Here is a 23,297-nt window from a genome sequence, read left to right on the forward strand (position 1 = left end):
GGGGGGAGCGATAAACGGGAGCAGACGTAGAAGTGAAAGCTACGATACACCCAGAAGCGCCCCACCTTGTTGATTGCCCTTACGGACAATTCTGGTGACAACCCAGGGGATTCAGCCCCTGTAGTCGATACGATGAATGCCGCGCATCACCTTACCTCGGCGTCGCTCCCCCTCAAGCGTCGTCATTGGAAAACGGCTCCTCTGACACTCTACCTGGGCGACGCGCCTCTTCTGGCTTGCACACCGGGTGCGCAAGTAGGCTGTTAGGAATAGCCCGATATCGTGCCGCTGTCAACGTCCGGAAGTTGAGGGATTTTCATCTTGTACCAGTGCAATCAGCGTACAGGGCATTGCCGGGACAAAACCGGCGCCGATCGGCTGCAGCGTGCCGTCTTCCCGCTGGCTGAAAAGCGGAATAACACCATGATTTTTCTCTATATATTCCAACCAGCCAAAGTTCTCGTTCAGCTTGGTGGCTTTGATGGTGGCACCCTGGGCAATCAGGCTGCTTAGCCGACCGTAGGTGGCCTCTTGATTGAACAGGATCTCATGCCGGCGGAAGCGCGAACTTTCCGCACTGTTGCCGCGGCCTTTCAGCGGGGCGCCGGAGCGGATGGCGAACACCTGTCCTTCGCCAAAAATATGGCCGAAGTGATAGACCGCCAACGCATTTTGGTGGCGGTTGGGAGAGAGCGCCAGTACTTGTGCGGTGTCGCTGAGATCGAGATAGTTTTCGGCATGCTCAGAGTAAGCATGGCCATAATAGGCGGGGATGCCGTCCATACGCGCCTGGCGATAATATTCCCAACTGCTGTCGGTGACGAGCACCGGAATATTCAACTTCATCAGCGCCTGTGCCAGCATACGTGCGACGCTATTGGCGCCGACAATCAGCACCCCACGCGGTTTTTGCTGCTGTACCCGCAGCCAACGCGCCATCATGCCGCTGGTCAGGCTTTGCAGTACCACGGTGCCGATGATCACGGCGAACACCACGGTCACCAGCCGATCGGCTCCCGGATAACCGCTGCGCTGCAGCGTCAGGGCAAACAGCGAACTGACCGCCGCGGCGACGATGCCACGCGGAGCGATCCAGCATAGCAGCAGGCGATCGCGCCAGTGCAGGGAAGAGCGCCAGGTTGATACCGCAATACACAGCGGGCGGGCGACGAACTGCACCACCAGCAACAGGCCCAATAATGGCCAGCCCATGTTCCACAAGGCCTGAACGTCGAGCCGCGCCGCCAAAATGATAAACAGTGCTGAAATCAGGATCGCCGACAGCTCTTCCTTGAACGCCAGAATGTCGCTGGTATCCACATCGCGCATATTGGCCAGCCAAATGCCCATTACGGTAACGGTCAGCAGGCCGGATTCATCGGCAATGGCGTTGGACACGCCAAAGGCGGTGAGCATGATCGCCAGTACCGCCAGGTTTTGCAGGTAGCGCGGCAGCCAGACGCGGCGCAGCGCCAGGCCGAGCAAATAGCCGAACAGCGCGCCAGCCACCAGGCCGACGGCGGCGGTAATGCCCAGCGTCCAGAACAGATGGGTGTAAGATTCTGAATGCTGTTTCAGTACGATAAATTCGAACACCAGCAGGGTAAAAATGGCGCCGACCGGATCGATGACGATGCCTTCCCAGCGCAGTACCTGGTTGATATTGGCATTCGGTCGCACCACGCGCATCAACGGGGCGATCACCGTTGGGCCGGTGACCACCGTGACCGCGCCGATCAGTGCCGCCAACTCCGGTGGAAAGTCCAGCAACCACCAGCAGGCCACGCCGATCACCAGGAAGGTCATCAGCATGCCAATGGTTACCAGGTTACGTACCACGCCGCCGAGGCCGCGTATTTCCTCGACCCGTAGCGTTAGCGCCCCTTCAAACAGAATAATGGCGACCGACAGCGACACCAGCGGGAACAGCAAATCGCCGAACAACGCGTCCGGCTGAACCCAATGCACCACAGGCCCCAGCACGATGCCAAATACCAGCAACGGCAGAATGGCCGGCAGGCGTAACACCCAGGCTAGCCACTGCGCCAGCAATGAGCTCAAGCCAATAACCACCAACATCAATGGGGCAGATAATTCCATAGTCATGTCCTTCGTCGTTCACACCGCAGCCTGGCTGGCCACGCATCCTTAGCCTAATTACGTCATTGACGTGGTGATAACCTGACACAGTTTAGTGACAGTTAAGCAACCCTGATAACAGGCTGTTATCCAAAAGTATAGGGGAAGTGCTGAAACGATGCGGCGGCAATTGACAGTTAGCGCCTATCGCAAGAAAAGAGATCATAATCACGGTCGAACAGGCTACAATCGGTCAACCACGTCACATTTATTCTCAAGCCTAAGAGTGTTGCTATGAAAAATATCAATCCTAGTCAAACCGCTGCTTGGCAAGCCCTGCAGCAACATTTTGAACAGATGAAAGACGTACAGATCAGCGATCTGTTTGCTCAGGACAAAGAGCGTTTCTCCAAGTTTTCCGCCACCTTCAACGATCAGATGCTGGTGGACTACTCTAAAAACCGCATCACCGCGGAAACCCTGGAGAAGCTGCAGGCACTGGCGAAAGAAACCGATCTGCAAAGCGCGATCAAATCCATGTTCGCCGGCGAGAAAATCAACCGTACTGAAGACCGTGCGGTGCTGCATATTGCCCTGCGTAACCGCAGCAACAGCCCAATCATCGTTGATGGCAAAGATGTGATGCCGGAAGTGAATGCGGTGCTGGCCAAAATGAAACAGTTCTGTGACCGCGTGATTGGCGGTGACTGGAAAGGCTATACCGGCAAAGCAATTACTGACGTGGTAAATATCGGTATTGGCGGTTCAGATCTCGGCCCTTATATGGCTACCGAGGCACTGCGCCCGTACAAAAATCACCTGAACATGCACTTCGTCTCCAACGTTGACGGCACCCATATCGCCGAAACGCTCAAACCGCTGAACCCGGAAACCACTCTGTTCCTGGTGGCGTCCAAAACCTTCACCACCCAGGAAACCATGACCAACGCCCACAGCGCGCGCGACTGGTTCCTGAGCACTGCCGGTGATCAAAAACACGTGGCGAAACACTTCGCGGCGCTGTCCACCAACGGCAAGGCCGTCGGCGAGTTCGGCATCGACACCGCTAACATGTTCGAGTTTTGGGACTGGGTTGGCGGCCGTTATTCCCTGTGGTCGGCGATTGGCCTGTCTATCGCCCTGTCAGTGGGTTACGAGAATTTTGAACAGTTGCTGAGCGGCGCGCACGCGATGGACAAACACTTCGCGCAAACGCCGGCAGAGCAAAACCTGCCGGTGCTGCTGGCGTTGATCGGTATCTGGTACAACAACTTCTTCGGGGCAGAAACCGAAGCTATCCTGCCGTACGACCAGTACATGCACCGTTTTGCCGCTTACTTCCAGCAGGGCAACATGGAATCCAACGGTAAATATGTCGATCGCAACGGCAATCCGGTGGACTACCAGACCGGCCCAATCATCTGGGGCGAGCCGGGCACCAACGGGCAGCACGCGTTTTACCAACTGATCCACCAGGGGACCAAACTGGTGCCTTGTGACTTTATCGCGCCGGCCATCAGCCATAATCCGCTGAGCGACCACCATGCAAAACTGCTGTCTAACTTCTTCGCACAGACCGAAGCGCTGGCGTTCGGTAAATCACTGGAAGTGGTAGAAGAAGAATTCGCCGCCCAGGGCAAAACGCCGGACGAGGTTAAGCACGTAGCGCCGTTCAAGGTATTTGAAGGCAACCGCCCAACCAACTCCATCCTGCTGCGTGAGATTACGCCGTTCAGCCTGGGCAGCCTGATTGCTCTGTATGAACACAAGATCTTTACCCAGGGCGCGATCCTCAACATCTTCACCTTCGACCAGTGGGGCGTGGAGCTGGGCAAACAGCTGGCTAACCGTATCCTGCCGGAACTGGCGGGTGATGAAGCGGTCAGCAGCCACGACAGCTCAACCAATGCGCTGATCAACCGCTTCAAGGCATGGCGTTAATTAGCGTCTGAATTGACACCAATAAAAAACCCGCCTTGGCGGGTTTTTTTACGTCTGAAGGAATTACAGATTGATAGGCACTTCGAAACTGATGCCTGCGCCTACGTCATCGGCGGTGCTGGCGTTGTTGTCGGTGTACCACAGGCTGGTATCAAACTTGACCTGAGAGTCGAAGTTGTAACCCCAGCCTAACTGAATGCCTTTCAGCGTGTCGGATTTCGGGAACGCCTTGTTCACGGTTTGGCTGTTCGGATTCACTTTGGCGTACACCAGGCGGGTGCTCCAACGTTGGCCATCGTCCAACACCATCTCTACGCGGCCGGACAGCATTTGCCCGTCGCCGCCCATAGCGTGGCCCAGTGGATAACCTTGCTGGTAGTAGCCATCTTTATAAACGTAGTGTCGATACATGACATTATCAGACTTGCCATTAGAGCGGGTATCAGCCCCTTCAATATGCCAGTTAATGGTGGTTGGGCCCCATTCAGGGTGACCTTCCAGACCTAACAGATAGCCATTGTGAGATGGCAGCATGCCGGCTTCATCCTCACCGGTGATCTGGCCGTAGAAGCTGACTGGCAGGCCAATCAACGGTTGCAGTTTTAACTTGAAGTCAAAGCCGCCCAGTTGGTTGCCCGGATCGTTTTTCGGATCGCCAGTGTTATCGTTGCCGGTTACGCCATCCCAGAATGAACTCCAGGATTGTGGGCGACCGCTACCGCCCCACATCATGATTCGTGAGGCACCCAGTTCAAGGAAGTTGGTCGGCATCATGGTAAAGCGGCCGCCAATCAGTTTGGTATCAGGCACGGCGGTGTACTGCGACAGCTGACCCGCCGTCAGTTGGTACTGCCAACGGCCAATCCAGGATAGCCAAGGGGTTTCAAACGGCGATTGGTCGGCGCGCTGCAGCATAAAGCCGGCAACCGGGCGTGCGGCGTCGGAACGGATCAGGCTGCCGTCGTAACCAGGGCCCCACCACTGGGATACCTCACCGAATGACAGCCACTGGTTCCAGATTTTCACTGCACCGTAGGAGCCGTTGAGGTTGAATTTGGAACCGTCGCTGACGCGTTGATCGCCTTCGACTGAACCCTGGAGACGCACGTCCCAGAATTCGCCGTTGGCGCCGGCGCCAACGGTCAGGCTTTGGTCAGCATATTGGCTTTGACCGAATCCCTGAGGAGTACCCGGCTTGTCGGTGGCGGCGTAACCGCTGACGCGGATATTGGCTTTCAGTTCGCCGACGCGGCGTTGAACGCGGTCGATGACATTTTTCTCGGTATTGGTTACCGGTTTGGCCTGAGAAATGACCGAGCTGATCTCTTCCTGGCTCAGTGGCCAGGTGGACAGGCTGACGTTGATGACGCCGCGATCCGACAACCAGGCAAGGTCGTTGCGCAGGTCATTATCAGGGGTTACCAATCCGCTGGCATGGCCGGTTAATGCACAGGTAAACAGGCCTGCGGCGACCAGTCCGTTAAGCTTAGCGCGCATAAATATTCCCTTGTTAATTCGAGTTGTTTGTTTTATGTAAAGATCTATGACCCATCATAGTTGACATTTCAATTTGCTACAAATATATCCACATGAAACATTTAAATATAACTAATTGAATAATATTTGTTTTTTCTCTGTTTCGTGCAGATGTTAATTTTTAAGATAATGCCTATGTTAGGATGCGCGGATAATTTCAATAAGTTTTATGGGGAATAACTATGGCAAAAACCTCCCGCTCCGTGATGGTGGCCAAAGGGCTGCAACGGGTGCTGAACGTTGGGCTGTTGCTGCTGGCAGCGATCCTGATCGTTTTTTTGGTGAAAGAAACCATTCATTTGGCGAAAGTTTTATTTGTCAACAACGAGGAATCCACGTCTTATCTCTTGATTGAAGGGATTGTGATTTACTTTCTCTACTTTGAGTTTATCGCGTTGATTGTTAAGTATTTTGAATCTGGCTATCACTTTCCGCTGCGCTACTTTATTTATATCGGCATCACCGCAATTATCCGTTTGATCATTGTGGATCATGAAAACCCAATCGATACGCTAATTTATTCCGCCGCGATATTGTTACTGGTGGTGACGCTCTACCTGGCCAATACCGACCGTTTAAAACGCGAATAGCAGAAATAAAAATGGCGGCCCGATAGGGCCGCCGAAGACACAGGTATCGATCGGAAAGAACTGAAGTACATCAAGCGCAGTAGGGCTCCACCCTTGAGTGAAGCCCGAGAAAATCTAACCTTTCACCCCACCTGCCGTCAGGCCTCCTACCAGCCAGCGCTGCGCCAGCAAGAATACGGCGGTAATCGGGATCGCCGACAGCACCGCCGCAGCGGCAAAGTCGCCCCACAGATAGTTTTGTGGGTTCAGGTATTGCTGCATGCCCACTGCCAACGTGTAGCTGTTAACGTCACGCAGCAACAGCGAGGCGACCGGCACTTCGGTGATGGCCGCGATAAACGACAGAATAAACACTACCGCCAGGATCGGTACCGACAGCGGCAACAGCACCAGGCGGAACGCCTGCCAAGGGCTGGCACCGTCCAACGCCGCCGCCTCCTCCAGCGAGTTATCGATGGTTTCGAAATAGCCTTTGATCGTCCAGACGTGCAGTGCGATCCCGCCCATGTAAGCGAAGATCACGCCGCCGTGGGTGTTCAGGCCGATAAACGGAATGTATTGGCCCAGACGATCGAACAAGGCGTACAACGCCACCAGCGACAGCACCGCCGGGAACATCTGGAAAATCAGCATGCTTTTCAGCAGCGTGCTCTTGCCGCGAAAACGCATGCGGGCAAAGGCGTAGGCGCAGGTGGTGGACAGCGTGACGATGCCGATCGCCGTGATCACCGCGATCTTGATTGAGTTCCACAGCCACAGCAGCACCGGGAACGGCGGCGGGGTAACGCTGCCGTCGGCGTGGGTCACGCTCATGCCGAGCGCCAACCGCCAGTGATCCCAGGAAATCTGTTCCGGTATCAGGCTGCCGGTGGCAAAGTTGCCGGAACGCAGCGAGATGGTCACCACCATCAGCAGCGGGAACATGATCAGGGCGATAAAGCACAGCATCAGAATATGGGTCATCCACAGGCGCAGGCGCTGGGACTTGGGTTGGACCATGGCCATTATTTTTCTCCCTAGTCGAAGTTCATCTTGCTGGCTTTCAGATTCAGGATCGCCAGAGCGCCTACCAGCAGGAAGATCAGCGTGGCAATGGCGGCTGCCAGTCCGAAGTCCTGCCCGCCGCCGCCCTCGAAGGCGATGCGGTAGGTATAGCTGACCAGCAGGTCGGTATAACCGGCCGGCGTGGTGGTGCCAATCATGTCCGGCCCGCCGTTGGTCAGCAGCTGAATCAGGACAAAGTTATTAAAGTTGAAGGCGAAGCTGGCGATCATCAGCGGCGTCAGCGGTTTGATCAGCAGCGGCAGCGTGATGCGGAAGAAGTTCTGCATCGGGGTGGCGCCGTCCATTGCCGAGGCCTCGTACAAATCGTCGGGTATTGCCTTCAGCAGCCCCATGCACAGGATCATCATGTAGGGATAACCCAACCAGGTGTTGACGATCAAAATCATGCTTTTGGCGGTGATAGGGTCGCTGAACCAGGCCGGTTTGATGCCAAACAGATGGCTGAGCATCATGTTGATTTCACCGAAGCTTTGGTTGAACAACCCTTTGAAAATCAGTATCGAAATAAACGACGGTACCGCGTAGGGCAGTATCAGCATCACGCGATAAACCGCTTTGCCTTTCAGCGCTTCCCACTGCACCACGCAGGCCAGCACCATACCCACCGCCACGGTGAGGATCACGGTCATGACCGAGAACACGATGGTCCAGATAAAGATCGACACGAACGGCTTCTTGATGCCTTCGTCCTGCAGCACGCGCAGGAAGTTTTTCCATCCGATGGTGACGGTATAGCCTGGGCTCAGGGTCTCTTTGGCCCAGTTGCCCTCGGCATTCACCGCCTGGTAGAAGCCTATGTCCGGGTTTGGTCGGTATTGAGTATGGGTTTGTTGGTCGGTCAGCGTATTGCTTTCCTTGTCCAGCGCGTAGAGCGGGGTGGTGCCGGAAAATTGGCGCAGGGAACTCATGCGCAGCTCGCCGCCGCTCGGAAGTAATGCCACCAGTTGGCTCAGCGCCTGACGATTTTGCGTGATCACTCGCAGCGTGGCGCGTTCGCCGGCCGGTTCTGCGCTTTCCTCCGTCAGTTTCAGCGTTTGCGGCGCACTGGCGTCAAAGCTGAACGGTTCGGAAATCAGTTTTTGGTCACTGTCAGGGTGGGCTAACTGCAGGCGCCAACGTTGATTTTCTGCCGGATACAGCCCGAAGGTGAAGGTTTTGCCGGTTTGGAACTGGCGCTGCATCAGCACCGACTGAGCGCGTTCAAAGGTGAGCTGGTTGGTGCTGCTGTAGTTGGTAAAGGCGATGGCGATGGTGCAAATCAGCGGAAACAGGACAAACAGCCCCATGCCGGCGATGCCCGGATAAACGTAGCGCCAGGCGTAAGCCCGGCGATTGGCGAAGACGTAAAGCCCGGCGCTGACCAGTATCAGTGTCAGAATGGCAAACAGGTATTCACCCTGTGCATACATCAACACAATCAGATAGCAGGTAACCAGGCTGAACAGGCCGATGACCAGCCATTTCAGTACGTCACTCTGCCACCACTTCGACTTTTTGCGCGCAGGCGACCCGGCGTGAGCTAATTGCATAGGGCGTTCCTTTCTGTGAAGCCACAGCGGGGCGCTTCTCCCCTTCATACTTGAAGCGACACCTTTGTTGGCTGCGTCCGCTCACCCCGGTCACATAGCTGTCTATGCTCCCAGGGATGTGCGTACTTACCGTCGCGGTGTAACTCCAATTATTTTGGGGATGCTAATCCCGCACAACGTTGTGTGTTACTTGGTGATACGGGTCTGTACATCATCCAACGCGGCTTTCACCGTCTGGCGGCCGCTGACGGCGTTGATTACCGCGCTGCGTTCGGCGTACCAGAAGGCGCTCATCTGCGGGATATTAGGCATGATTTCGCCGTTTTGTGAGTTTTCCATGGTGGCGGCGATTTTCGGATCCTTCGCCAGTTGCTCCTGGTAGGACTTCAGGGCCACCGCACCGAGCGGTTTGTCCTTGTTGACGTCGGCCAGGCCTTCGTTGGTCAACAGATAGTTTTCCAGGAATTCTGTAGCCAGCTCTTTGTTCGGGCTGGCGGCGTTGATCCCGGCGGTCAGTACGCCAACGAAAGGTTTGGACGGCTTGCCTTTAAAGGTCGGCAGCAGGGTTACGCCGTAGTTGATTTTGCTTTGCTCGATGTTTGACCAGGCCCATGGACCGTTGATGGTCATGGCGGTTTGGCCCTTATTGAAGGCGGCTTCGGCAATGGAGTAATCAGTATCGGCGTTGATCTGCTTGTTTTTCACCAGATCGACGATGAACTGCAGACCGGCCTGCGAACCGGCGTTGGCGACGCCAACGTCCTTGATGTTGTATTTGCCATTTTCATACTTGAAGGCATAACCGCCATCGGCGGCGATAATCGGCCAGGTGAAGTAGGGTTCTTGCAGGTTCCACATGATGGCGCTTTTGCCTTTGGCGCGCAGTTCTTTGTCCAGCGCCGGGATCTCTTCCCAGGTTTTTGGCGCCTGTTTGATCAGGTCTTTGTTGTAAATCAGCGACAGCGCTTCCACGGCGATCGGGTAGCCGATCAGCTTGCCGTCGTAGCGCACTGCGTCCCAGGTGAACGGGAACAGCTTGTCCTGGAAGGCTTTGGAAGGATGGATTTCCGCCAGCAGGCCGGACTGCGCGTAGCCGCCAAAGCGGTCATGGGCCCAGAAGATGATGTCCGGGCCGTCGCCGGTGGCGGCAACCTGCGGGTATTTCTCTTCCAGCTTGTCCGGATGTTCGATGGTCACTTTGATGCCGGTGTCTTTCTCAAACTTTTTGCCGACCTCGGCCAGGCCGTTATAGCCTTTATCGCCGTTGATCCAGATAACCAGTTTCCCTTCCTCGATCTTGGCGAAGGCGGAAGAGGAAAGCACCAGGGTGGTCAGAGCCGAAAGCACCAGTGTGCGGGCGGTGGTAAAGCTGCGAGTCATAATCCAATCCTTCTTTTTTGTGGGCACGTAAGTCAAGGAGAGAGGTTTCGCGGTAATAGTGGGTCACAAAGCGACACATTCTCATCCTCCCCCCCTCTACGCCCCACGCCTGCGTAGTGTGATCCAGTTAACATTGCTCCCTATTCTGTGGTGTCAGACACAAAATAGGGGGACGATTTTTGCCAGGCAGATCACAGATTTGTCTTAAGCGTGGAACTTCTCGTCCCTGCGGTCGTTCTCTCATCCTCCCATCTCCTCCCCCATGAAAAATCCTGTTACGGATGATTACCCTTTGTGGGGTTTACCGCACTATCGGCCACATTGATTTTATCGCCACGTGCAGCAGGGAACCGGATTTATGTCGCCAATGCCTACCGTCACTCAGCCAACCCTGTACCGGATCCACCCGGTCAGTTTCCGTGATGGAAACGGGGATGGCGTGGGTGATGCTCACGGCATGATTGCGGCGCTGCCCTACCTGAACCAGCTGTCGATAGACGGCCTGGTCCTGCCGCAGCCATTGGCGGAGCAAGAGGGGGCGGCGGTCGCCGCGCAGGGTCTGGCGCTGTGGTATTGCGACGGGCCGCATCACATTCGTCGCGCCGCCGCGTCGCAGCAGTACCTTCGTAGCCCATTGGCGCTGGAGGTCGTGCCCTTCAGCGTAGAGAAATTGATTGAGGTGTTGAATGCTCGCCGCGCCACTCTGGCAGACAGCCTGTGGAGCACCGGTGATGCGGATCAGCCGCGAGTCGTTAGCCATTGGGGCCAGGGTAATCTGCGTTCGGCTGATGCCTTTTTGACGCTGCTGGCGATGTTGCCTGCGCCCATCTGCCTGTATCAGGGCGAAGAATTGGGTCTGCCACACGCCGCCGGCCTGCAGGATCCGCTGGGTGCGCAAACGCCGATGCCCTGGCATGAAGCGCCGGAACAGGTGACCAACGGTGAGATCCACTGGTACCAACAGGTGGCCATCGAACATCGCGCGCTGGCCATCAGCCGCCAGCAGCAGGACAACCAATCCACTTTGCGTTACTGCCAATCTCTGTTGGCGCTGCGCCGCTTGCCGGTGATCCAGCAGGGCGAACTGAGCGTGGTCAGCCAGCATAACGGCGTGGTTCGTTTACTTATTACCCATCAGGATCAATGCCTTGAAGCGCTGATTAACCTGCAGCCTTATACTCAGGCGGCCGCGCCGTCTGAGGCGACCTTGCCATTGGCATGGCAGCACGGTGCGCAGCAAGAGGGTCATCAATGGGTTTTGGCGGGTTTTGCGTCCGCCATTTTTACACGAAATGTTAACTGCGAAAGCAGGGGAGTAACGCATGGCTAGCGTCACATTGCGCAGCGTTTATAAGGCCTTCGGCGAAGCTGTGATTTCCAAAGACGTCAATCTGACGATAGATGACGGTGAGTTTGTGGTGTTTGTCGGGCCGTCGGGCTGCGGCAAATCGACACTGCTGCGCATGATTGCCGGGCTGGAGGACATCACCTCTGGCGACCTGATGATCGGCGAAAAACGCATGAATGAGGTGCCGCCTTCCGAGCGCGGCATTGGCATGGTGTTTCAGTCCTATGCGCTGTATCCGCACCTGTCGGTGGCCGACAACATGTCGTTCGGCCTGAAGCTGGCCGGTGCCAAGAAAGCGGAAATCAGCCAGCGGGTCAATCAGGTGTCGGAAGTGCTGCAACTGGCTCACCTGCTCGACAGGCGGCCAAAAGCGCTGTCCGGCGGGCAGCGTCAGCGGGTGGCGATCGGCCGTACGCTGGTGGCGGAACCGGACGTGTTCTTGCTCGACGAGCCGTTGTCGAACCTCGACGCCGCGCTGCGGGTGCAGATGCGCATTGAGATTTCGCGTCTGCACAAGCGCCTGCAGCGCACCATGATTTACGTGACGCACGATCAGGTGGAAGCGATGACGCTGGCCGACAAGATCGTGGTGTTGGACGCCGGGCGTGTTGCCCAGGTCGGCAAGCCGCTGGAGCTGTATCACTATCCGGCCAACCGCTTTGTCGCCGGCTTTATCGGCTCGCCGAAAATGAACTTCCTGCCGGTCAAAGTGACCGCCGCAGAGCCGCAACAGGTCCAGGTCGAGCTGCCTAACCGCCAGTTGGTGTGGTTGCCGGTGGAAGGCACCGACGTTCAGCCCGGTACCAACATGTCTCTGGGCATTCGCCCGGAGCATCTGCTGCCCAGTGATGCCTCTGAAGTACTGCTTACGGGTGACGTACAGGTGGTGGAGCAACTCGGTAACGAGACGCAAATCCACATCCAAATCCCGGCAATTCGTCAAAACCTGGTTTACCGCCAGAACGACGTGGTGCTGGTAGAAGAAGGTGCAACATTCGCCATAGGCTTGCCGCCTCACCGTTGCCATCTGTTCCGTGAGGACGGTACGGCATGTAAACGGCTGCACCAGGAGCCGGGCGTTTAAAGCATCACAGTCTGTATAACAGGAGAATAATGATGACTACTCTGCGCAAACTTCCTCTGGCACTGGCAATCGCCGCTGGTGTGCTTACCACTCAGGCGATGGCCGTTGATTTTAAAGGCTACGCCCGTTCCGGCATCGGCTGGACCGGCAGTGGTGGCGAGCAACAGTGCTTCCAGGCTACCGGTGCCGGCAGCAAGTACCGTCTCGGCAACGAATGCGAGACCTACGCCGAGCTGAAACTGGGACAGGAAGTGTGGAAAGAAGGCGATAAAAGCTTCTACTTCGATACCAACCTGGCTTACTCCGTTTCACAACGTTCCGACTGGGAAGACGTGACGCCAGGCTTCCGTGAAGTGAATGTGCAGGGTAAAAACCTGATTGAATGGTTGCCGGGTGCCAACATGTGGGCCGGTAAGCGTTTCTATCAGCGTCATGATGTTCACATGATTGACTTCTACTACTGGGATATCTCCGGTCCGGGCGCCGGTCTGGAAAATATTGATTTGGGCTTCGGCAAACTGTCTGCTGCCGTAACCCGTAACTCAGAATCCGGCGGCTCTTACGGTTACCTGGATAACGAGTGGGATCAACGTCCTACCGTCAACGACACCTTCGACGTGCGTTTGGCCGGCCTCGAGTTGAACCCCGGCGGCACCCTGGAGCTGGGCGTGGACTACGGTCGCGCCAATACTCAGGACGGATACCATTTAGCTGACGGCGCCAGCAAAGACGGCTGGATGTTCACCGCGGAACATACCCAGAGCATCCTGACCGGCTACAACAAGTTTGTGGTGCAGTACGCCACCGACTCCATGACTTCGCAGAACAACGGCCGCAACCAGGGCTCAACCATCGACAACAACGGCAAGATGATCCGCGTGCTGGACCACGGTGCCATCGACTTCAACGATCAATGGGCGCTGATGTACGTCGGTATGTTCCAGGATGTCGATCGTGACAACAATAACGGCACCACCTGGTACACCGTGGGCGTACGTCCAATGTACAAATGGACGCCAATCATGAGCACCCTGCTGGAAGCTGGTTACGACAACGTGAAATCCCAGCGCACCGGCGATCGCAACGGTCAGTACAAAGTGACCCTGGCGCAACAGTGGCAGGCGGGCAACAGCATCTGGTCACGTCCGGCTATCCGCGTATTCGCGACCTACGCCAAGTGGGATGAGAAGTGGGGCTACGCCAATAACGACTCCGGCGCCGGTTACACCTCGGGCACTGCGTACAACGACACCAGCTTACATACCTTCAGCCGCGGCAATGACGACGAAGTCACCTTCGGCGCCCAGATGGAAATCTGGTGGTAATGAGATAACGGGGAGGGCCAGGTGCTCTCCCCAGCCTGTATTCGCCGGCGTCGTCTCTCTTGCCTGAACCGCGCCGGATATCATGGGGTATAACAATGAAAAAGAATCTGCTGTCACTTTGCCTGTCACTGGCTCTGACCCTTGGCACACCGCTGGTGGTCAATGCCGATACGCCGGCCAATGTTTCCATCGCGCCGGCCATTAGCGCCAGCACGCTGCAAAGCCTGCCGTGGCAACCGCTGATGCCGCCGGTCAGCCAGGACATCAAACTGGATAATGTCAGCCCACAAATCAATCAGGGTGACATTCAGGGCGCTATTGCCGCTTATACGCTGCCGGCCGATCGCGGTTCGCTGGAAGTCACGCTGAGCAGCATCAGCAAGAACAACTCACTTTACGCGCCGAGCGTGTTGGTGCTGGATGAGCACCTGCGCCCTGCGGCCTATTACCCGAGCAGCTACTTCCCGTATCAACCACCGGGTGCGATGTCATCCGATCGGCTGGAGGGCACGCTGAAACTGACCCCGGCACTCGGTCAGAAACAAATTTATCTGCTGGTGTACACCACCCGTCAGGATCTGGCGAAAACCACGCAACTGACCAACCCGGCCAAGGCTTATGCGCAGGGCGTGGGCAACGCGGTGCCGGATATTCCGGATCCGATCGCCCGGCATAGCACCAGCGGCACTATCAAACTGAAGGTCACGGCAGAGCAGGGCAGCGGCAATATCATGATCGGCATGCTGCAGCCGGCACCGTCGGCGACGCCAGTGGTGGTGGGATCAACGGCGGCCGCCGCAGCAGCACCGGCTCCGGCGCCGACTCAACCGGCGGAACCCATGTTGAATGACACCGAAGCTTACTTTAACAACGGCATCAAACAGGCGGTGAAGGCGGGCGATATCGATAAAGCGCTGAAACTGATGAATGAGGCTGAAAAACTGGGTTCCACCACAGCACGTGAAACCTTTATTGGTAGCGTGAAAGGCAAGGGGTAGTACCCGACGCTGTCGATGCTGGCTCGATGATTGGTGCGCCCCGGCGCACCTTTTTTCATCCGCGGGCCAGGGTGGTGCCGATCAACGCCAGCAGGCGGGCATTATCCACCTGCTGCATCACCCGCAACGGCTTGCCTTCGGGCTCCGGCATGCCGACCGTCAGACGCAGGCCTCCGGGACGCCAGCGTCGAGAACTGCCGCGCGTCATAGCGCCTTCCAGTGCGACATCCACATAATATTCCTCCGTGGTCACCAACTGTGGCTCAAGCAACCAGGCAATCACCAGAGCATCGTGGATCCAGCAACCCGGCAGATGGCGGGTATGGCGGGAATAGTCGATCCAGGGTTGAGTGGTGGTTCGCAGATAGCGACACAGCGGCGTGTCCGGTTGGGTCATCTGCGCCAGGCTTTCCTGAGTCAACATGGTTTGCGTAGTAACGTCCAGTGGGGCGAGCGTAATATTGGCACCGCTGGTCAGCACCTGCCGTGCGGCTTCCGGATCCAGACCAAAATTGGTGTCCTTGATGTAGCCTTCCAGGTTGAAGACTCCGCCCATGATCACAATTTCCTTCACCGCCTGTGCCATCTGCGGGTACAGCTGCAGAGCATGGGCGACGTTGGTCAGGGGGCCGATTGCCGCCAGGGTGATCTCGCCGGGGTTATTGCAGATCAACTCGCCGATCGCCACGGCGGCGTTCGGCGTTGGCGTGGTCGCGGCCTGTGGGTAAGGCGTATTGCGCCACAGTGCCGCCAGATCAGGATCGGCAATCGCGCGGTCGAGGTGGGCGCGCCAGGGTTCTGGCGGTTCGCTCAGCGCGCGCGCCGCGCCGACGGCAATCGGCACCTGATAGCCGGTTTGTTGCAGCAAATGTTGTGCCACGGCAAAGCCAACGTCACGTGGCGTATTGCCCGCAACAATGCTGATCAACTCCAGTGAGAGTCGCGGGCGGGCTGCCAGTGCCAATGCCAGCGCCAGCCCGTCATCGACGTTGGCGCCGGGAATGCCGTTGCCGGGATCGCAATCAATAATCAAACGCATAGCGGTTACCTGAATCAATAAACTAACAGCCGCACGATCGGCGGATATGCAGTTGGAAAGCGAATTCGTGCAGCTCTGGCTGTGCAGCACCGGCGGCCAGCATGGCGATGGCTCGCTTGGCCATGGCGTCAATCGGTTGTTCGACCGCACTGAGCGGTGGCACGCTGAACTCGGACTGCTGGGTGCCGTTAAAACAAATGATCGCCAGATCGTCCGGCACGCGAAGCCGGTGTTCTGCCAGTGCCGACAGGCAACCGAGCGCCTGTTGTTCGTTAGAGGTGAATATGGCCCGCGGCCGTGGGGCTTGCAGCATTTTCTGGCTGGCCTGATAGCCCCCCTGACGGGTATAGGGCGCTTCGAATATCCACTCTTCGCGTGGCGCAATGCCCGCTTCCTTCAGTGCATCACGCCAGCCGTTAAGGCGGTCCTGCGCGTTGAGCATGGTCAAGGGGCCCACAAAAATGCCGATGTCCTGATAGCCGTGCTGCAACAGATGGCGAGTTGCCTGACAGGCTGCATCACGCTCGTCGACGCGAATGGCGCAGACGCCGGCATGGCTGTCTATGGTGTCAATCATTACGCATGGCGTGCCGGATGCGCGGATCAGATCGAACCAGGGATGGCGATCGACGCTGGTGTACAGCAGCCCGTCAACCTGACGGCGCAGCAGATGATTAATCAGGTCGTGCTCGCGCTGGCGGTCGTCACCGGCGTCACCCAACAGCAGTACCCGACCGTGGCTGAAAGCCTCTCGCTGCAACGCCTGGGCCAGGGTGGCAAAAAACGGGTTGGAGATATCGGGTACCACCAACCCGTAGGTCAGGGTGTTGCCTGAAGCCAGTGCCCGGGCGATATCGTTTGGTCGGTAACCGGTTTTTTCAATAGCCTCCAGCACCCGCAGACGGGTGGCTTCCGCCACCGGGCGCGGTCCGTTGTTGATCACGTAGCTGACGACCGCAACCGAGGTGCCCGCTACGCGGGCGACGTCGGCACGGGTGATGCGTCGCGCAGATTGATTATCCAAGTTGGGTTCCTGTGCGCCCTGATTACGCCGCGTCCTGCGGCAGGTTTAGATCGCGGCCGCGTGTTTCCGGTGCAAAGAAGGTGGTGATTAAGCCAATGGCCGCCATTACAACAAAATAGCAGGCGACAGGCCACCAGTGACCGAAGCCGGACAGCAACGCGGTGGCGATCAGCGGAGCGGTACCGCCGGAAAGGATCGACCCCAGCTCCTTGGCGAACGCCATTTTTGAATAGCGATTTTTGACGCCGAACAGTTCCACGCCATAGGCCGCCTGCACGCCGAAAATGCCGAGTGACGCAATGCACATGCCGACCACAATCACTGAAATGACGGTTGCCGGTTCGCGGCTGTCGAGCAGCCAGAACGCCGGGAAGGCATACAACACCAGCAACAGACAGAACCAGCGGTAAGTGATGCGACGGCCGAAGCGATCGGAAAGCCAACCGGCCAGGGGGATCACCAGGAAACCGCACAGTGAGGCGATCATCACCGCCAGCGCGGGCACCGATTTGTCCACCATCAGCACTTTGGCGACGTAACCGACGATAAAGCCCTGGCACAGATAGGAGGGGCCATTCTCGCCAATGCGCAGGCCAAGCATGATCCAAAAAGCTTTGGTGCGCTGCAAGTAACTGCGGTTATCCGGCTCGGTGGGGGTATTTTCCAGCATCCGCTGGCGGTTTTGCTGCAGCTCGCGTTCAAAAACCGGCGTTTCGCGTACGTGGCGGCGCAGGTACAGTGCTCCTGCGGCGATCAGGATGCTGGCAAGGAACGGAATACGCCATCCCCAGGCGATAAGATCCGCTTTGTCCAACTGCAACACTAACAACCACACCAGCGACGCCAGCAGGGTGCCGCTGTTGGAACCGATGGCGATGATCGACGCGACCAGACCGCGTCGTTTTGCCGGTGCGTATTCTGCCAGCATCACCGCGCCGCCGGAGAGCTCCGCTCCGGCACCGAAACCTTGCGCAAAACGCAGGATCACCAGACAGACAGGCGCCCAAACGCCAATTTGTGCGTAGGAGGGGATTAGCCCGATCAGCGTGGTAGAAACGCCCATCAACGCGACCGTGGTGAGCAGTACCACGCGGCGGCCTTTGCGATCGCCAATCCAGCCGAATACCAACGCACCGATTGGACGGGCGACAAAGCCGACGGAGTAAGTGGCAAAGCTGGCCAACAGCGCCACTATCGGTGTGGCTTCGGGAAAGAACACGTCGCCGAACACCATGCCGGCCGCCAGGCCATACAGTGCGAAATCGACATATTCCATCGCGGTGCCGAGCCAGCAGGAAAAAGTGGCACGCCAGAATTGGCCGCGCCCTTCTTTGGTGGCCAGGCGTTCGTCGGCCGCCAGCGTATCGCCGGCGGCCTGTTGGTGTGCAAGCGTTGTTTCGCTCATGGCATTGATATCCTCTTTTCGTCATGCGCCATAAATGGCGCCGTTAAAGATGGTTTCCCTGGTGTCGGCAAGAAGGTTTGCTGACAAAGTGTTGGACTGATGGCGATTCAACGCTGCGGCACAAGAGTATCTACGCGCGTAGATAAAACAATGTGGCAGAGGCGAAAGTTTGCAGGCGATCACAGAATCCCCATCGCTCCGGTGGACGAAGGTAAAGAAAACAGATGGCAGAAAGATGACATTGCGCCGCTTTTTTGGGCGTTATTTTGCTGCGCGTCACGCCACGAATCAGCCTGCCGCTTTTGAATTTCTGCGTTACAATGGTCGACTGTTAACAGTTTGTCTGGTCTGGCGCGGCCGCAGGGCGCGGCGTCAGGCATGGAGTAGAGCAATGTCTGGCAATAAGGATTCCATCCTGCCGCCGTTGGAGTGGTTATCCGCACAACAATCTCCGCCACCGGCCGCCGTCAGTGATTGGCTGATGGAGTTAGGATCCATGACCCGCCGCTTTGAACGTCACTGCGGGCGCGTGCACGTTGAGCCGCAGCGCGAGTGTTTTATCACCCGCGATCAACTGGGCGAAGAAGCCGACCATCTTCCTGAGAGCCCACGATACTGGCTGCGTGAAATCGTGCTGTTGGGCGATAACCAGCCCTGGCTGCTGGGGCGTACGGTGATCCCGCAGGAAACTCTGACCGGCCCGGATTTGGCGCTGGTGGATTTGGGCACATTGCCGTTGGGGCGCTATCTTTTTAGCAGCGACGAGTTAACTCGCGATTACATCCATATCGGTCGGCAAGATGCGCTGTGGGCACGCCGTTCCCGCCTGCGGCTGGCGGGTAAACCGCTGTTGCTGACCGAACTGTTTCTACCGGCTTCGCCGCTGTACGCCGCGGGCAGTACTGACCCCGAATGATGAGGAGAGGAAATACCTTGGAGGGAAGCGTGATTCAAAGTAAATGGCAGGCTTATAGCCATCTGATGCGCATCGATAAACCTATTGGCACCTTGCTGTTGCTGTGGCCGACGCTGTGGGCGCTGTGGCTGGCGGGGAAGGGCGTGCCGTCGTTGTCTATCCTGCTGGTGTTCGTGGTCGGGGTTTTCCTGATGCGTGCCGCCGGCTGTGTGGTGAATGATTATGCCGATCGCGCCGTCGATGGCCATGTGAAGCGTACCGCCGGACGCCCAATGCCCAGCGGCCGGGTGAGCGAAAAAGAGGCCAAGATCCTGTTTGTGGTGCTGGTGCTGATTTCGTTCGCGCTGGTGCTGACGCTGAATGCGATGACCATCTGGCTGTCTCTGGCGGCGTTGGCGCTGGCATGGGCCTATCCGTTTATGAAGCGGGTCACTCATTTGCCGCAGTTCGTATTGGGCGCTGCGTTTGGTTGGGGCATTCCGATGGCCTACGCCGCCGTCAGCGAATCGTTGCCGCTGAGCTGCTGGCTGCTGCTGCTGGCCAACATCTGCTGGACGGTAGCTTACGATACGCTGTATGCCATGGTCGATCGCGACGATGATCTGAAGATTGGCGTGAAATCCACCGCCATTTTGTTCGGCCGTTACGACAAACTGATCGTCGGCCTGCTGCAGTTCGCCACCTTGCTGCTGATGCTGTCGGTGGGCTATCTGGCGCAGTTGAGCGGCGCGTTTTATTGGTCGCTGTTGCTGGCGGGAGCCCTGTTTATCCATCAGCAAAAACAAATTGCCGGTCGTGAACGGGATGCCTGCTTCAAAGCGTTCTTGGATAACAACTACGTCGGGCTGGTACTGTTTATCGGTATTGCGTTGAGTTACTGGCAAAGTTGACCGCGTTCGGACAGTAAAAAAGGCACCCTGGGGTGCCTTTTTGTTTTTTTATCAACGTATTACTGGTCTTTCTCTTCCGGTTCAACCGCTTCTGGCAGAGCGTTGGTTTCCGCCGGCATGCTGACGCTTTCAATGGTCAGTTTGATTTCCGGGGTAATCAGGTCGCTCAGCATGTTGTACACCTCTAGGGTGTGCTCACGCACCGCATCGCCAATATCATTGATGTAGCCCTCTTCACGCAACGTAGCCACCAGAGTGGAGAATACCGCCTTGTCGAAGAACTCCGGTGCGTTGATGCCGTGCAGCACGGATAAACGCTGCGCCATGATACGGCTCTCTTTCTCCAGCGCACCGCGGTTAATGCTCGGGTTGGCGCTGAGGATAGACATGGTGATGGCGTAGCGCTGCAAGGTTTCACGGACACCGGCGGCCAGCAGCTGCAACGGACGGATGCGTGCTGGATTCAGTACCAGATCGTCGCCTTTATCGCAGATCAATTGCTGACGGATCATTTCCTCGATCAGCGGTTGCAGCACTTCCGGCAGTTGTTCCTTGTCGTTGTGCAGGAACAGCTCGGCTTTCAGCATCGGGTAAATCAAACCAATCTGGCGCAGCAGTTCAGCGCGAGATACCCGGCGATGGTGCATCACGATAGTGGCAATCAGAGACGGCAGAACCAGCAGGTGATGGATATTGTTGCGGTAATAGGTCATCAGCACCGCCTGCTCGCGCGGCAGAATGATGATATCGCCGATGTTATCCTTCTCCACCTCGAACTTGTTCATGTTCAGCGCGTGATCCAGCAACTCATCCGGCGTTTGAGTCGGCACGGTAACGTCATCGGCATAAGGCACGTTGCGCATCAGTTGCAGATAGCATTCCAACTGTTCAAGCAACTGCTCGCGGGTCAACGAGCGCTGGCGAGAAGCCAGTAACGCCGTGGAACACAGGTTCATGGCGTTGGCCGCTGCGGCATTGTTGATGCGCACCATAATCTTGGCCGCCAGATCGTTGACCGTCGGCGTCAGCCAGCTTGGGCGCTGGGATTCGATCGGGTCAATCGATTCGCGCCACTGCGGCACATTCTGGTTCAGGTAGGTGGTCAACGGCAGGGGATCGCCGAAGTTCACGTAGCCCTGGCCGAGATTACGCAGTTTGCGCAGGCCGCGCAGCATCTGCAGCAGGCTCTCTTTTTCCTTGGTGGCGCCACGCAGCTCTTTGGCGTAGGTACCCACTTCCATCACGTGCTCGTAACCGATGTAGATCGGCACTAGCGTGATAGGGCGGGCCCCGCCGCGCAGCATAGCCTGAATGGTCATCGACAGGGTGCCGGTCTTCGGCTCCAGCAAACGCCCGGTACGGGAACGCCCGCCTTCGACAAAATATTCCACCGAGTAACCGCGGGTAAACAGCTCGCCGAGGTATTCACGGAACACCGTCGAGTACAGCTTGTTGCCTTTGAAGGTCCGGCGGATAAAGAACGCGCCCAGGCGGCGGAAGATCGGCCCGGCCGGCCAGAAGTTGAGGTTAATACCGGCAGCAATGTGCGGCGGCACCAGGCCCTGGTGGTACAACACATAGGACAACAGCAGATAGTCCATGTGGCTGCGGTGACAGGGCACATACACGATCTCGTGGCCGTCCTGCGCCAGCTGACGCACGCGTTCGGCGTTGGTGACGTTGATGCCCTGATACAAGCGGTTCCAGGTCCAGCTCAGCACGCGGTCGGAAAGGCGCACCGTCTCGTAAGAGAAGTCGGCGGCAATCTCTTCCATCAATGCAATGGCATTTTGCTGGGCTTTTTCGTGGGAGATCTTTTTACTGCGCGCTTCGTCTTCGACCGCTTTTTCGATCGCTTTGGACGCCAACAGCTTGTTGAACAGGTCCTGACGGGCCGGCAGGCTTGGGCCTACGGCGGCCAGACGCTGACGTGAGAAGTGCATCCGGGCTACGCGAGCCAGCTTTTGCGCGATGATCTTGTCCGTACCGTGCTCGGTCGCCATGCGGCGCAGCGAAACGGTATTGGAGAAGCGCACAAAGCTATCGCGGCCGAGCCACAGCACGGCGAAGAATTTCTGCACGCCATTTAGCAAGCGCAGATGCGGTGTGCCGTGGCCTTCGCGCCCCGGAGAGCGGCCAAACATCACCGAAACCGGCAGCATCTGAATATCGAGATCCGGGTTACTGCGGTGCAGATCCAGATAGTCGTGGAACAGTTTTACCGACTCTTCTTTCGGCGTGTAGTAGCGGAATACGCGCGGGCCGTCGTGAATAAACACGTGGCTGGGCAGCACGGTGCCGTCTATTTCCAGCGGTTCGAGAGGATCGGGCAAATCCTGCGCCAGGCACTGGGTGCGCAGCGTCAGTAAATCCGCCTTGGAATTATAAGGTAAAACATACAAAATCGGCCGTGAGGGATCCAACCCTAACTCCGTGACCGGATCTGAAGGGATAACCTTACTTCTTACCAACAATTTGAGTGGTAAATTCAATAGTTTATAATAAATTTTACGCCAACCTGACATAACAACGTGAAGCCTCTTGTTAGCAATGCGCCGCAAGCATACCAGAAACCGGGTAGCAGATCTGTGGTGTTGGAAAACCGGGAGCCGTGAGCGCTTCCTGGCCTAGACTGTTTAATTATGACTTACCTCTGCGAAAGGCACTAAAAACATGACGAACCAAGCAACCGGCCTGACCCGTATTATTAAAGCCGCCGGCTACTCTTATAAAGGTTTTTCCGCTGCCTGGCAGCACGAAGCGGCGTTCCGCCAGGAGTTGGTGGTGACCGTGCTGGCTATCATACTGGCGATTTGGCTGGACGTGGGTGCGATAGCGCGCATTTTACTGATTGGGTCGGTGGTGCTGGTGATGATTGTCGAGATGCTCAACAGCGCGATTGAGGCGATTGTTGACCGGGTGGGGACCGAGTATCACGAGCTGTCCGGCCGGGCCAAGGATATGGGGTCGGCGGCAGTTTTGCTGGCGGTTATTTTGGCGCTGTTTGTTTGGGCCGCGGTCCTGTGGCAGCACTTTGTCTGAGCAGAGCAAGCTCGTTGCGATCCGGGTCGCTAATCCCTGATTTTTATTCATTCTTCGGTTCCCAAGCCGCACTTACCTGTATATACTCACAGCAAGACTGTATAAA

General features: G+C 57.0%; 18 protein-coding genes and 1 riboswitch. Of the genes, 9 read left to right on the forward strand and 9 right to left on the reverse strand.

What is annotated here, in order from left to right; all coding sequences use genetic code 11:
- Positions 1 to 46: 46 nt before the first annotated feature.
- Positions 47 to 239, reverse strand: a riboswitch (Lysine riboswitch).
- Between the two features lie 52 nt (positions 240 to 291).
- Positions 292 to 2,100 carry a cation:proton antiporter gene (locus AC1RKG_RS11200; protein WP_046372515.1) on the reverse strand — a complete coding sequence of 603 codons (1,809 nt, stop codon included), beginning with the start codon at positions 2,098 to 2,100 and terminating at the stop codon, positions 292 to 294.
- Positions 2,101 to 2,373: 273 nt separating this feature from the next.
- Between AC1RKG_RS11200 and pgi the strand changes: the two genes are divergently transcribed.
- The gene (gene pgi, locus AC1RKG_RS11205) at positions 2,374 to 4,020 is read left to right on the forward strand and encodes a glucose-6-phosphate isomerase (RefSeq protein WP_122080346.1); all 1,647 of its coding nucleotides are present in this window, start codon (positions 2,374 to 2,376) and stop codon (positions 4,018 to 4,020) included.
- Between the two features lie 63 nt (positions 4,021 to 4,083).
- Here pgi and AC1RKG_RS11210 read toward each other — a convergent pair whose 3' ends face one another.
- A complete protein-coding gene (locus AC1RKG_RS11210; protein WP_182824851.1) occupies positions 4,084 to 5,517 on the reverse strand; it encodes a capsule assembly Wzi family protein in 1,434 nt (477 codons plus the stop codon).
- Between the two features lie 221 nt (positions 5,518 to 5,738).
- Between AC1RKG_RS11210 and psiE the strand changes: the two genes are divergently transcribed.
- A complete protein-coding gene (gene psiE / locus AC1RKG_RS11215) occupies positions 5,739 to 6,146 on the forward strand; it encodes a phosphate-starvation-inducible protein PsiE (protein ID WP_020837183.1) in 408 nt (135 codons plus the stop codon).
- A 114-nt stretch (positions 6,147 to 6,260) separates the two neighbouring features.
- On the opposite strand, the gene malG is transcribed toward psiE, so the two are convergent.
- From malG to malE, 3 genes are all read right to left on the reverse strand, one after another.
- Positions 6,261 to 7,151, reverse strand: a complete 891-nt coding sequence (gene malG / locus AC1RKG_RS11220) for a maltose ABC transporter permease MalG (RefSeq protein ID WP_020837182.1) — start codon at positions 7,149 to 7,151, stop codon at positions 6,261 to 6,263.
- Between the two features lie 11 nt (positions 7,152 to 7,162).
- Positions 7,163 to 8,740 carry a maltose ABC transporter permease MalF gene (gene malF, locus AC1RKG_RS11225; protein WP_493183047.1) on the reverse strand — a complete coding sequence of 526 codons (1,578 nt, stop codon included), beginning with the start codon at positions 8,738 to 8,740 and terminating at the stop codon, positions 7,163 to 7,165.
- Positions 8,741 to 8,926: 186 nt separating this feature from the next.
- On the reverse strand, positions 8,927 to 10,120 hold the full coding sequence (gene malE / locus AC1RKG_RS11230; RefSeq protein WP_020837180.1) for a maltose/maltodextrin ABC transporter substrate-binding protein MalE: 1,194 nt from the start codon (positions 10,118 to 10,120) through the stop codon (positions 8,927 to 8,929).
- 358 nt (positions 10,121 to 10,478) lie between these two features.
- On the opposite strand from malE, the gene AC1RKG_RS11235 reads away from it, so the two are divergent.
- The 4 genes from AC1RKG_RS11235 (at position 10,479) to malM (ending at position 14,875) form a co-directional block, all read left to right on the forward strand.
- Positions 10,479 to 11,450, forward strand: a complete 972-nt coding sequence (locus tag AC1RKG_RS11235) for an alpha-amylase family glycosyl hydrolase (protein WP_020837179.1) — start codon at positions 10,479 to 10,481, stop codon at positions 11,448 to 11,450.
- Positions 11,443 to 12,552 carry a maltose/maltodextrin ABC transporter ATP-binding protein MalK gene (malK, locus tag AC1RKG_RS11240; protein ID WP_493183049.1) on the forward strand — a complete coding sequence of 370 codons (1,110 nt, stop codon included), beginning with the start codon at positions 11,443 to 11,445 and terminating at the stop codon, positions 12,550 to 12,552. The genes AC1RKG_RS11235 and malK overlap by 8 nt, the downstream gene beginning before the upstream one ends.
- 32 nt (positions 12,553 to 12,584) lie before the next feature.
- Positions 12,585 to 13,877: a maltoporin gene (locus AC1RKG_RS11245; RefSeq protein WP_046372520.1), complete on the forward strand. Its 1,293-nt coding sequence runs from the start codon at positions 12,585 to 12,587 to the stop codon at positions 13,875 to 13,877.
- A 95-nt stretch (positions 13,878 to 13,972) separates the two neighbouring features.
- Positions 13,973 to 14,875 (forward strand): maltose operon protein MalM, encoded by a 903-nt coding sequence (gene malM / locus AC1RKG_RS11250; protein ID WP_493183051.1) that lies wholly within the window; start codon positions 13,973 to 13,975, stop codon positions 14,873 to 14,875.
- A 55-nt stretch (positions 14,876 to 14,930) separates the two neighbouring features.
- Here the strand turns inward: malM and AC1RKG_RS11255 are convergent, their stop codons facing one another.
- From AC1RKG_RS11255 to AC1RKG_RS11265, 3 genes are read right to left on the reverse strand one after another with little or no spacing between them, the layout of a single operon-like run.
- A complete protein-coding gene (locus AC1RKG_RS11255; protein WP_116691094.1) occupies positions 14,931 to 15,914 on the reverse strand; it encodes a nucleoside hydrolase in 984 nt (327 codons plus the stop codon).
- Between the two features lie 22 nt (positions 15,915 to 15,936).
- Positions 15,937 to 16,938, reverse strand: a complete 1,002-nt coding sequence (locus AC1RKG_RS11260) for a LacI family DNA-binding transcriptional regulator (RefSeq protein ID WP_122080339.1) — start codon at positions 16,936 to 16,938, stop codon at positions 15,937 to 15,939.
- Between the two features lie 22 nt (positions 16,939 to 16,960).
- Complete coding sequence (locus AC1RKG_RS11265) at positions 16,961 to 18,343, reverse strand: MFS transporter (RefSeq protein ID WP_020837173.1); 1,383 nt, start codon at positions 18,341 to 18,343, stop codon at positions 16,961 to 16,963.
- Between the two features lie 391 nt (positions 18,344 to 18,734).
- Between AC1RKG_RS11265 and ubiC the strand changes: the two genes are divergently transcribed.
- Both ubiC and ubiA read left to right on the forward strand, forming a co-directional pair.
- Positions 18,735 to 19,259: a chorismate lyase gene (ubiC, locus tag AC1RKG_RS11270; RefSeq protein ID WP_122080338.1), complete on the forward strand. Its 525-nt coding sequence runs from the start codon at positions 18,735 to 18,737 to the stop codon at positions 19,257 to 19,259.
- Positions 19,256 to 20,149 (forward strand): 4-hydroxybenzoate octaprenyltransferase, encoded by an 894-nt coding sequence (gene ubiA, locus AC1RKG_RS11275; RefSeq protein WP_493183055.1) that lies wholly within the window; start codon positions 19,256 to 19,258, stop codon positions 20,147 to 20,149. Before ubiC ends, ubiA begins: the two co-directional genes overlap by 4 nt.
- Positions 20,150 to 20,208: 59 nt before the next feature.
- Here ubiA and plsB read toward each other — a convergent pair whose 3' ends face one another.
- Complete coding sequence (gene plsB, locus AC1RKG_RS11280) at positions 20,209 to 22,674, reverse strand: glycerol-3-phosphate 1-O-acyltransferase PlsB (RefSeq protein WP_046372522.1); 2,466 nt, start codon at positions 22,672 to 22,674, stop codon at positions 20,209 to 20,211.
- A gap of 148 nt (positions 22,675 to 22,822) precedes the next feature.
- Here plsB and AC1RKG_RS11285 point away from each other — a divergent pair, with 148 nt between their 5' ends.
- The gene (locus AC1RKG_RS11285) at positions 22,823 to 23,191 is read left to right on the forward strand and encodes a diacylglycerol kinase (protein ID WP_046372523.1); all 369 of its coding nucleotides are present in this window, start codon (positions 22,823 to 22,825) and stop codon (positions 23,189 to 23,191) included.
- Positions 23,192 to 23,297 lie beyond the last annotated feature (106 nt).

Source organism: Serratia sp. GW822-FHT06D09 (assembly GCF_058799515.1).

Bases quoted from the DNA above. Each gene is read 5' to 3' on its own strand.
- pgi (WP_122080346.1), top strand. From the start codon at position 2,374: ATGAAAAATATCAATCCTAGTCAAACCGCTGCTTGGCAAGCCCTGCAG.
- AC1RKG_RS11235 (WP_020837179.1), top strand. From the start codon at position 10,479: ATGTCGCCAATGCCTACCGTCACTCAGCCAACCCTGTACCGGATCCAC.
- malM (WP_493183051.1), top strand. From the start codon at position 13,973: ATGAAAAAGAATCTGCTGTCACTTTGCCTGTCACTGGCTCTGACCCTT.
- malG (WP_020837182.1), bottom strand. From the start codon at position 7,151: ATGGCCATGGTCCAACCCAAGTCCCAGCGCCTGCGCCTGTGGATGACC.
- ubiA (WP_493183055.1), top strand. From the start codon at position 19,256: ATGATGAGGAGAGGAAATACCTTGGAGGGAAGCGTGATTCAAAGTAAA.
- plsB (WP_046372522.1), bottom strand. From the start codon at position 22,674: ATGTCAGGTTGGCGTAAAATTTATTATAAACTATTGAATTTACCACTC.
- ubiC (WP_122080338.1), top strand. From the start codon at position 18,735: ATGTCTGGCAATAAGGATTCCATCCTGCCGCCGTTGGAGTGGTTATCC.
- AC1RKG_RS11285 (WP_046372523.1), top strand. From the start codon at position 22,823: ATGACGAACCAAGCAACCGGCCTGACCCGTATTATTAAAGCCGCCGGC.
- malK (WP_493183049.1), top strand. From the start codon at position 11,443: ATGGCTAGCGTCACATTGCGCAGCGTTTATAAGGCCTTCGGCGAAGCT.
- AC1RKG_RS11200 (WP_046372515.1), bottom strand. From the start codon at position 2,100: ATGGAATTATCTGCCCCATTGATGTTGGTGGTTATTGGCTTGAGCTCA.
- malF (WP_493183047.1), bottom strand. From the start codon at position 8,740: ATGCAATTAGCTCACGCCGGGTCGCCTGCGCGCAAAAAGTCGAAGTGG.
- AC1RKG_RS11255 (WP_116691094.1), bottom strand. From the start codon at position 15,914: ATGCGTTTGATTATTGATTGCGATCCCGGCAACGGCATTCCCGGCGCC.
- malE (WP_020837180.1), bottom strand. From the start codon at position 10,120: ATGACTCGCAGCTTTACCACCGCCCGCACACTGGTGCTTTCGGCTCTG.
- AC1RKG_RS11245 (WP_046372520.1), top strand. From the start codon at position 12,585: ATGACTACTCTGCGCAAACTTCCTCTGGCACTGGCAATCGCCGCTGGT.
- AC1RKG_RS11210 (WP_182824851.1), bottom strand. From the start codon at position 5,517: ATGCGCGCTAAGCTTAACGGACTGGTCGCCGCAGGCCTGTTTACCTGT.
- AC1RKG_RS11265 (WP_020837173.1), bottom strand. From the start codon at position 18,343: ATGAGCGAAACAACGCTTGCACACCAACAGGCCGCCGGCGATACGCTG.
- psiE (WP_020837183.1), top strand. From the start codon at position 5,739: ATGGCAAAAACCTCCCGCTCCGTGATGGTGGCCAAAGGGCTGCAACGG.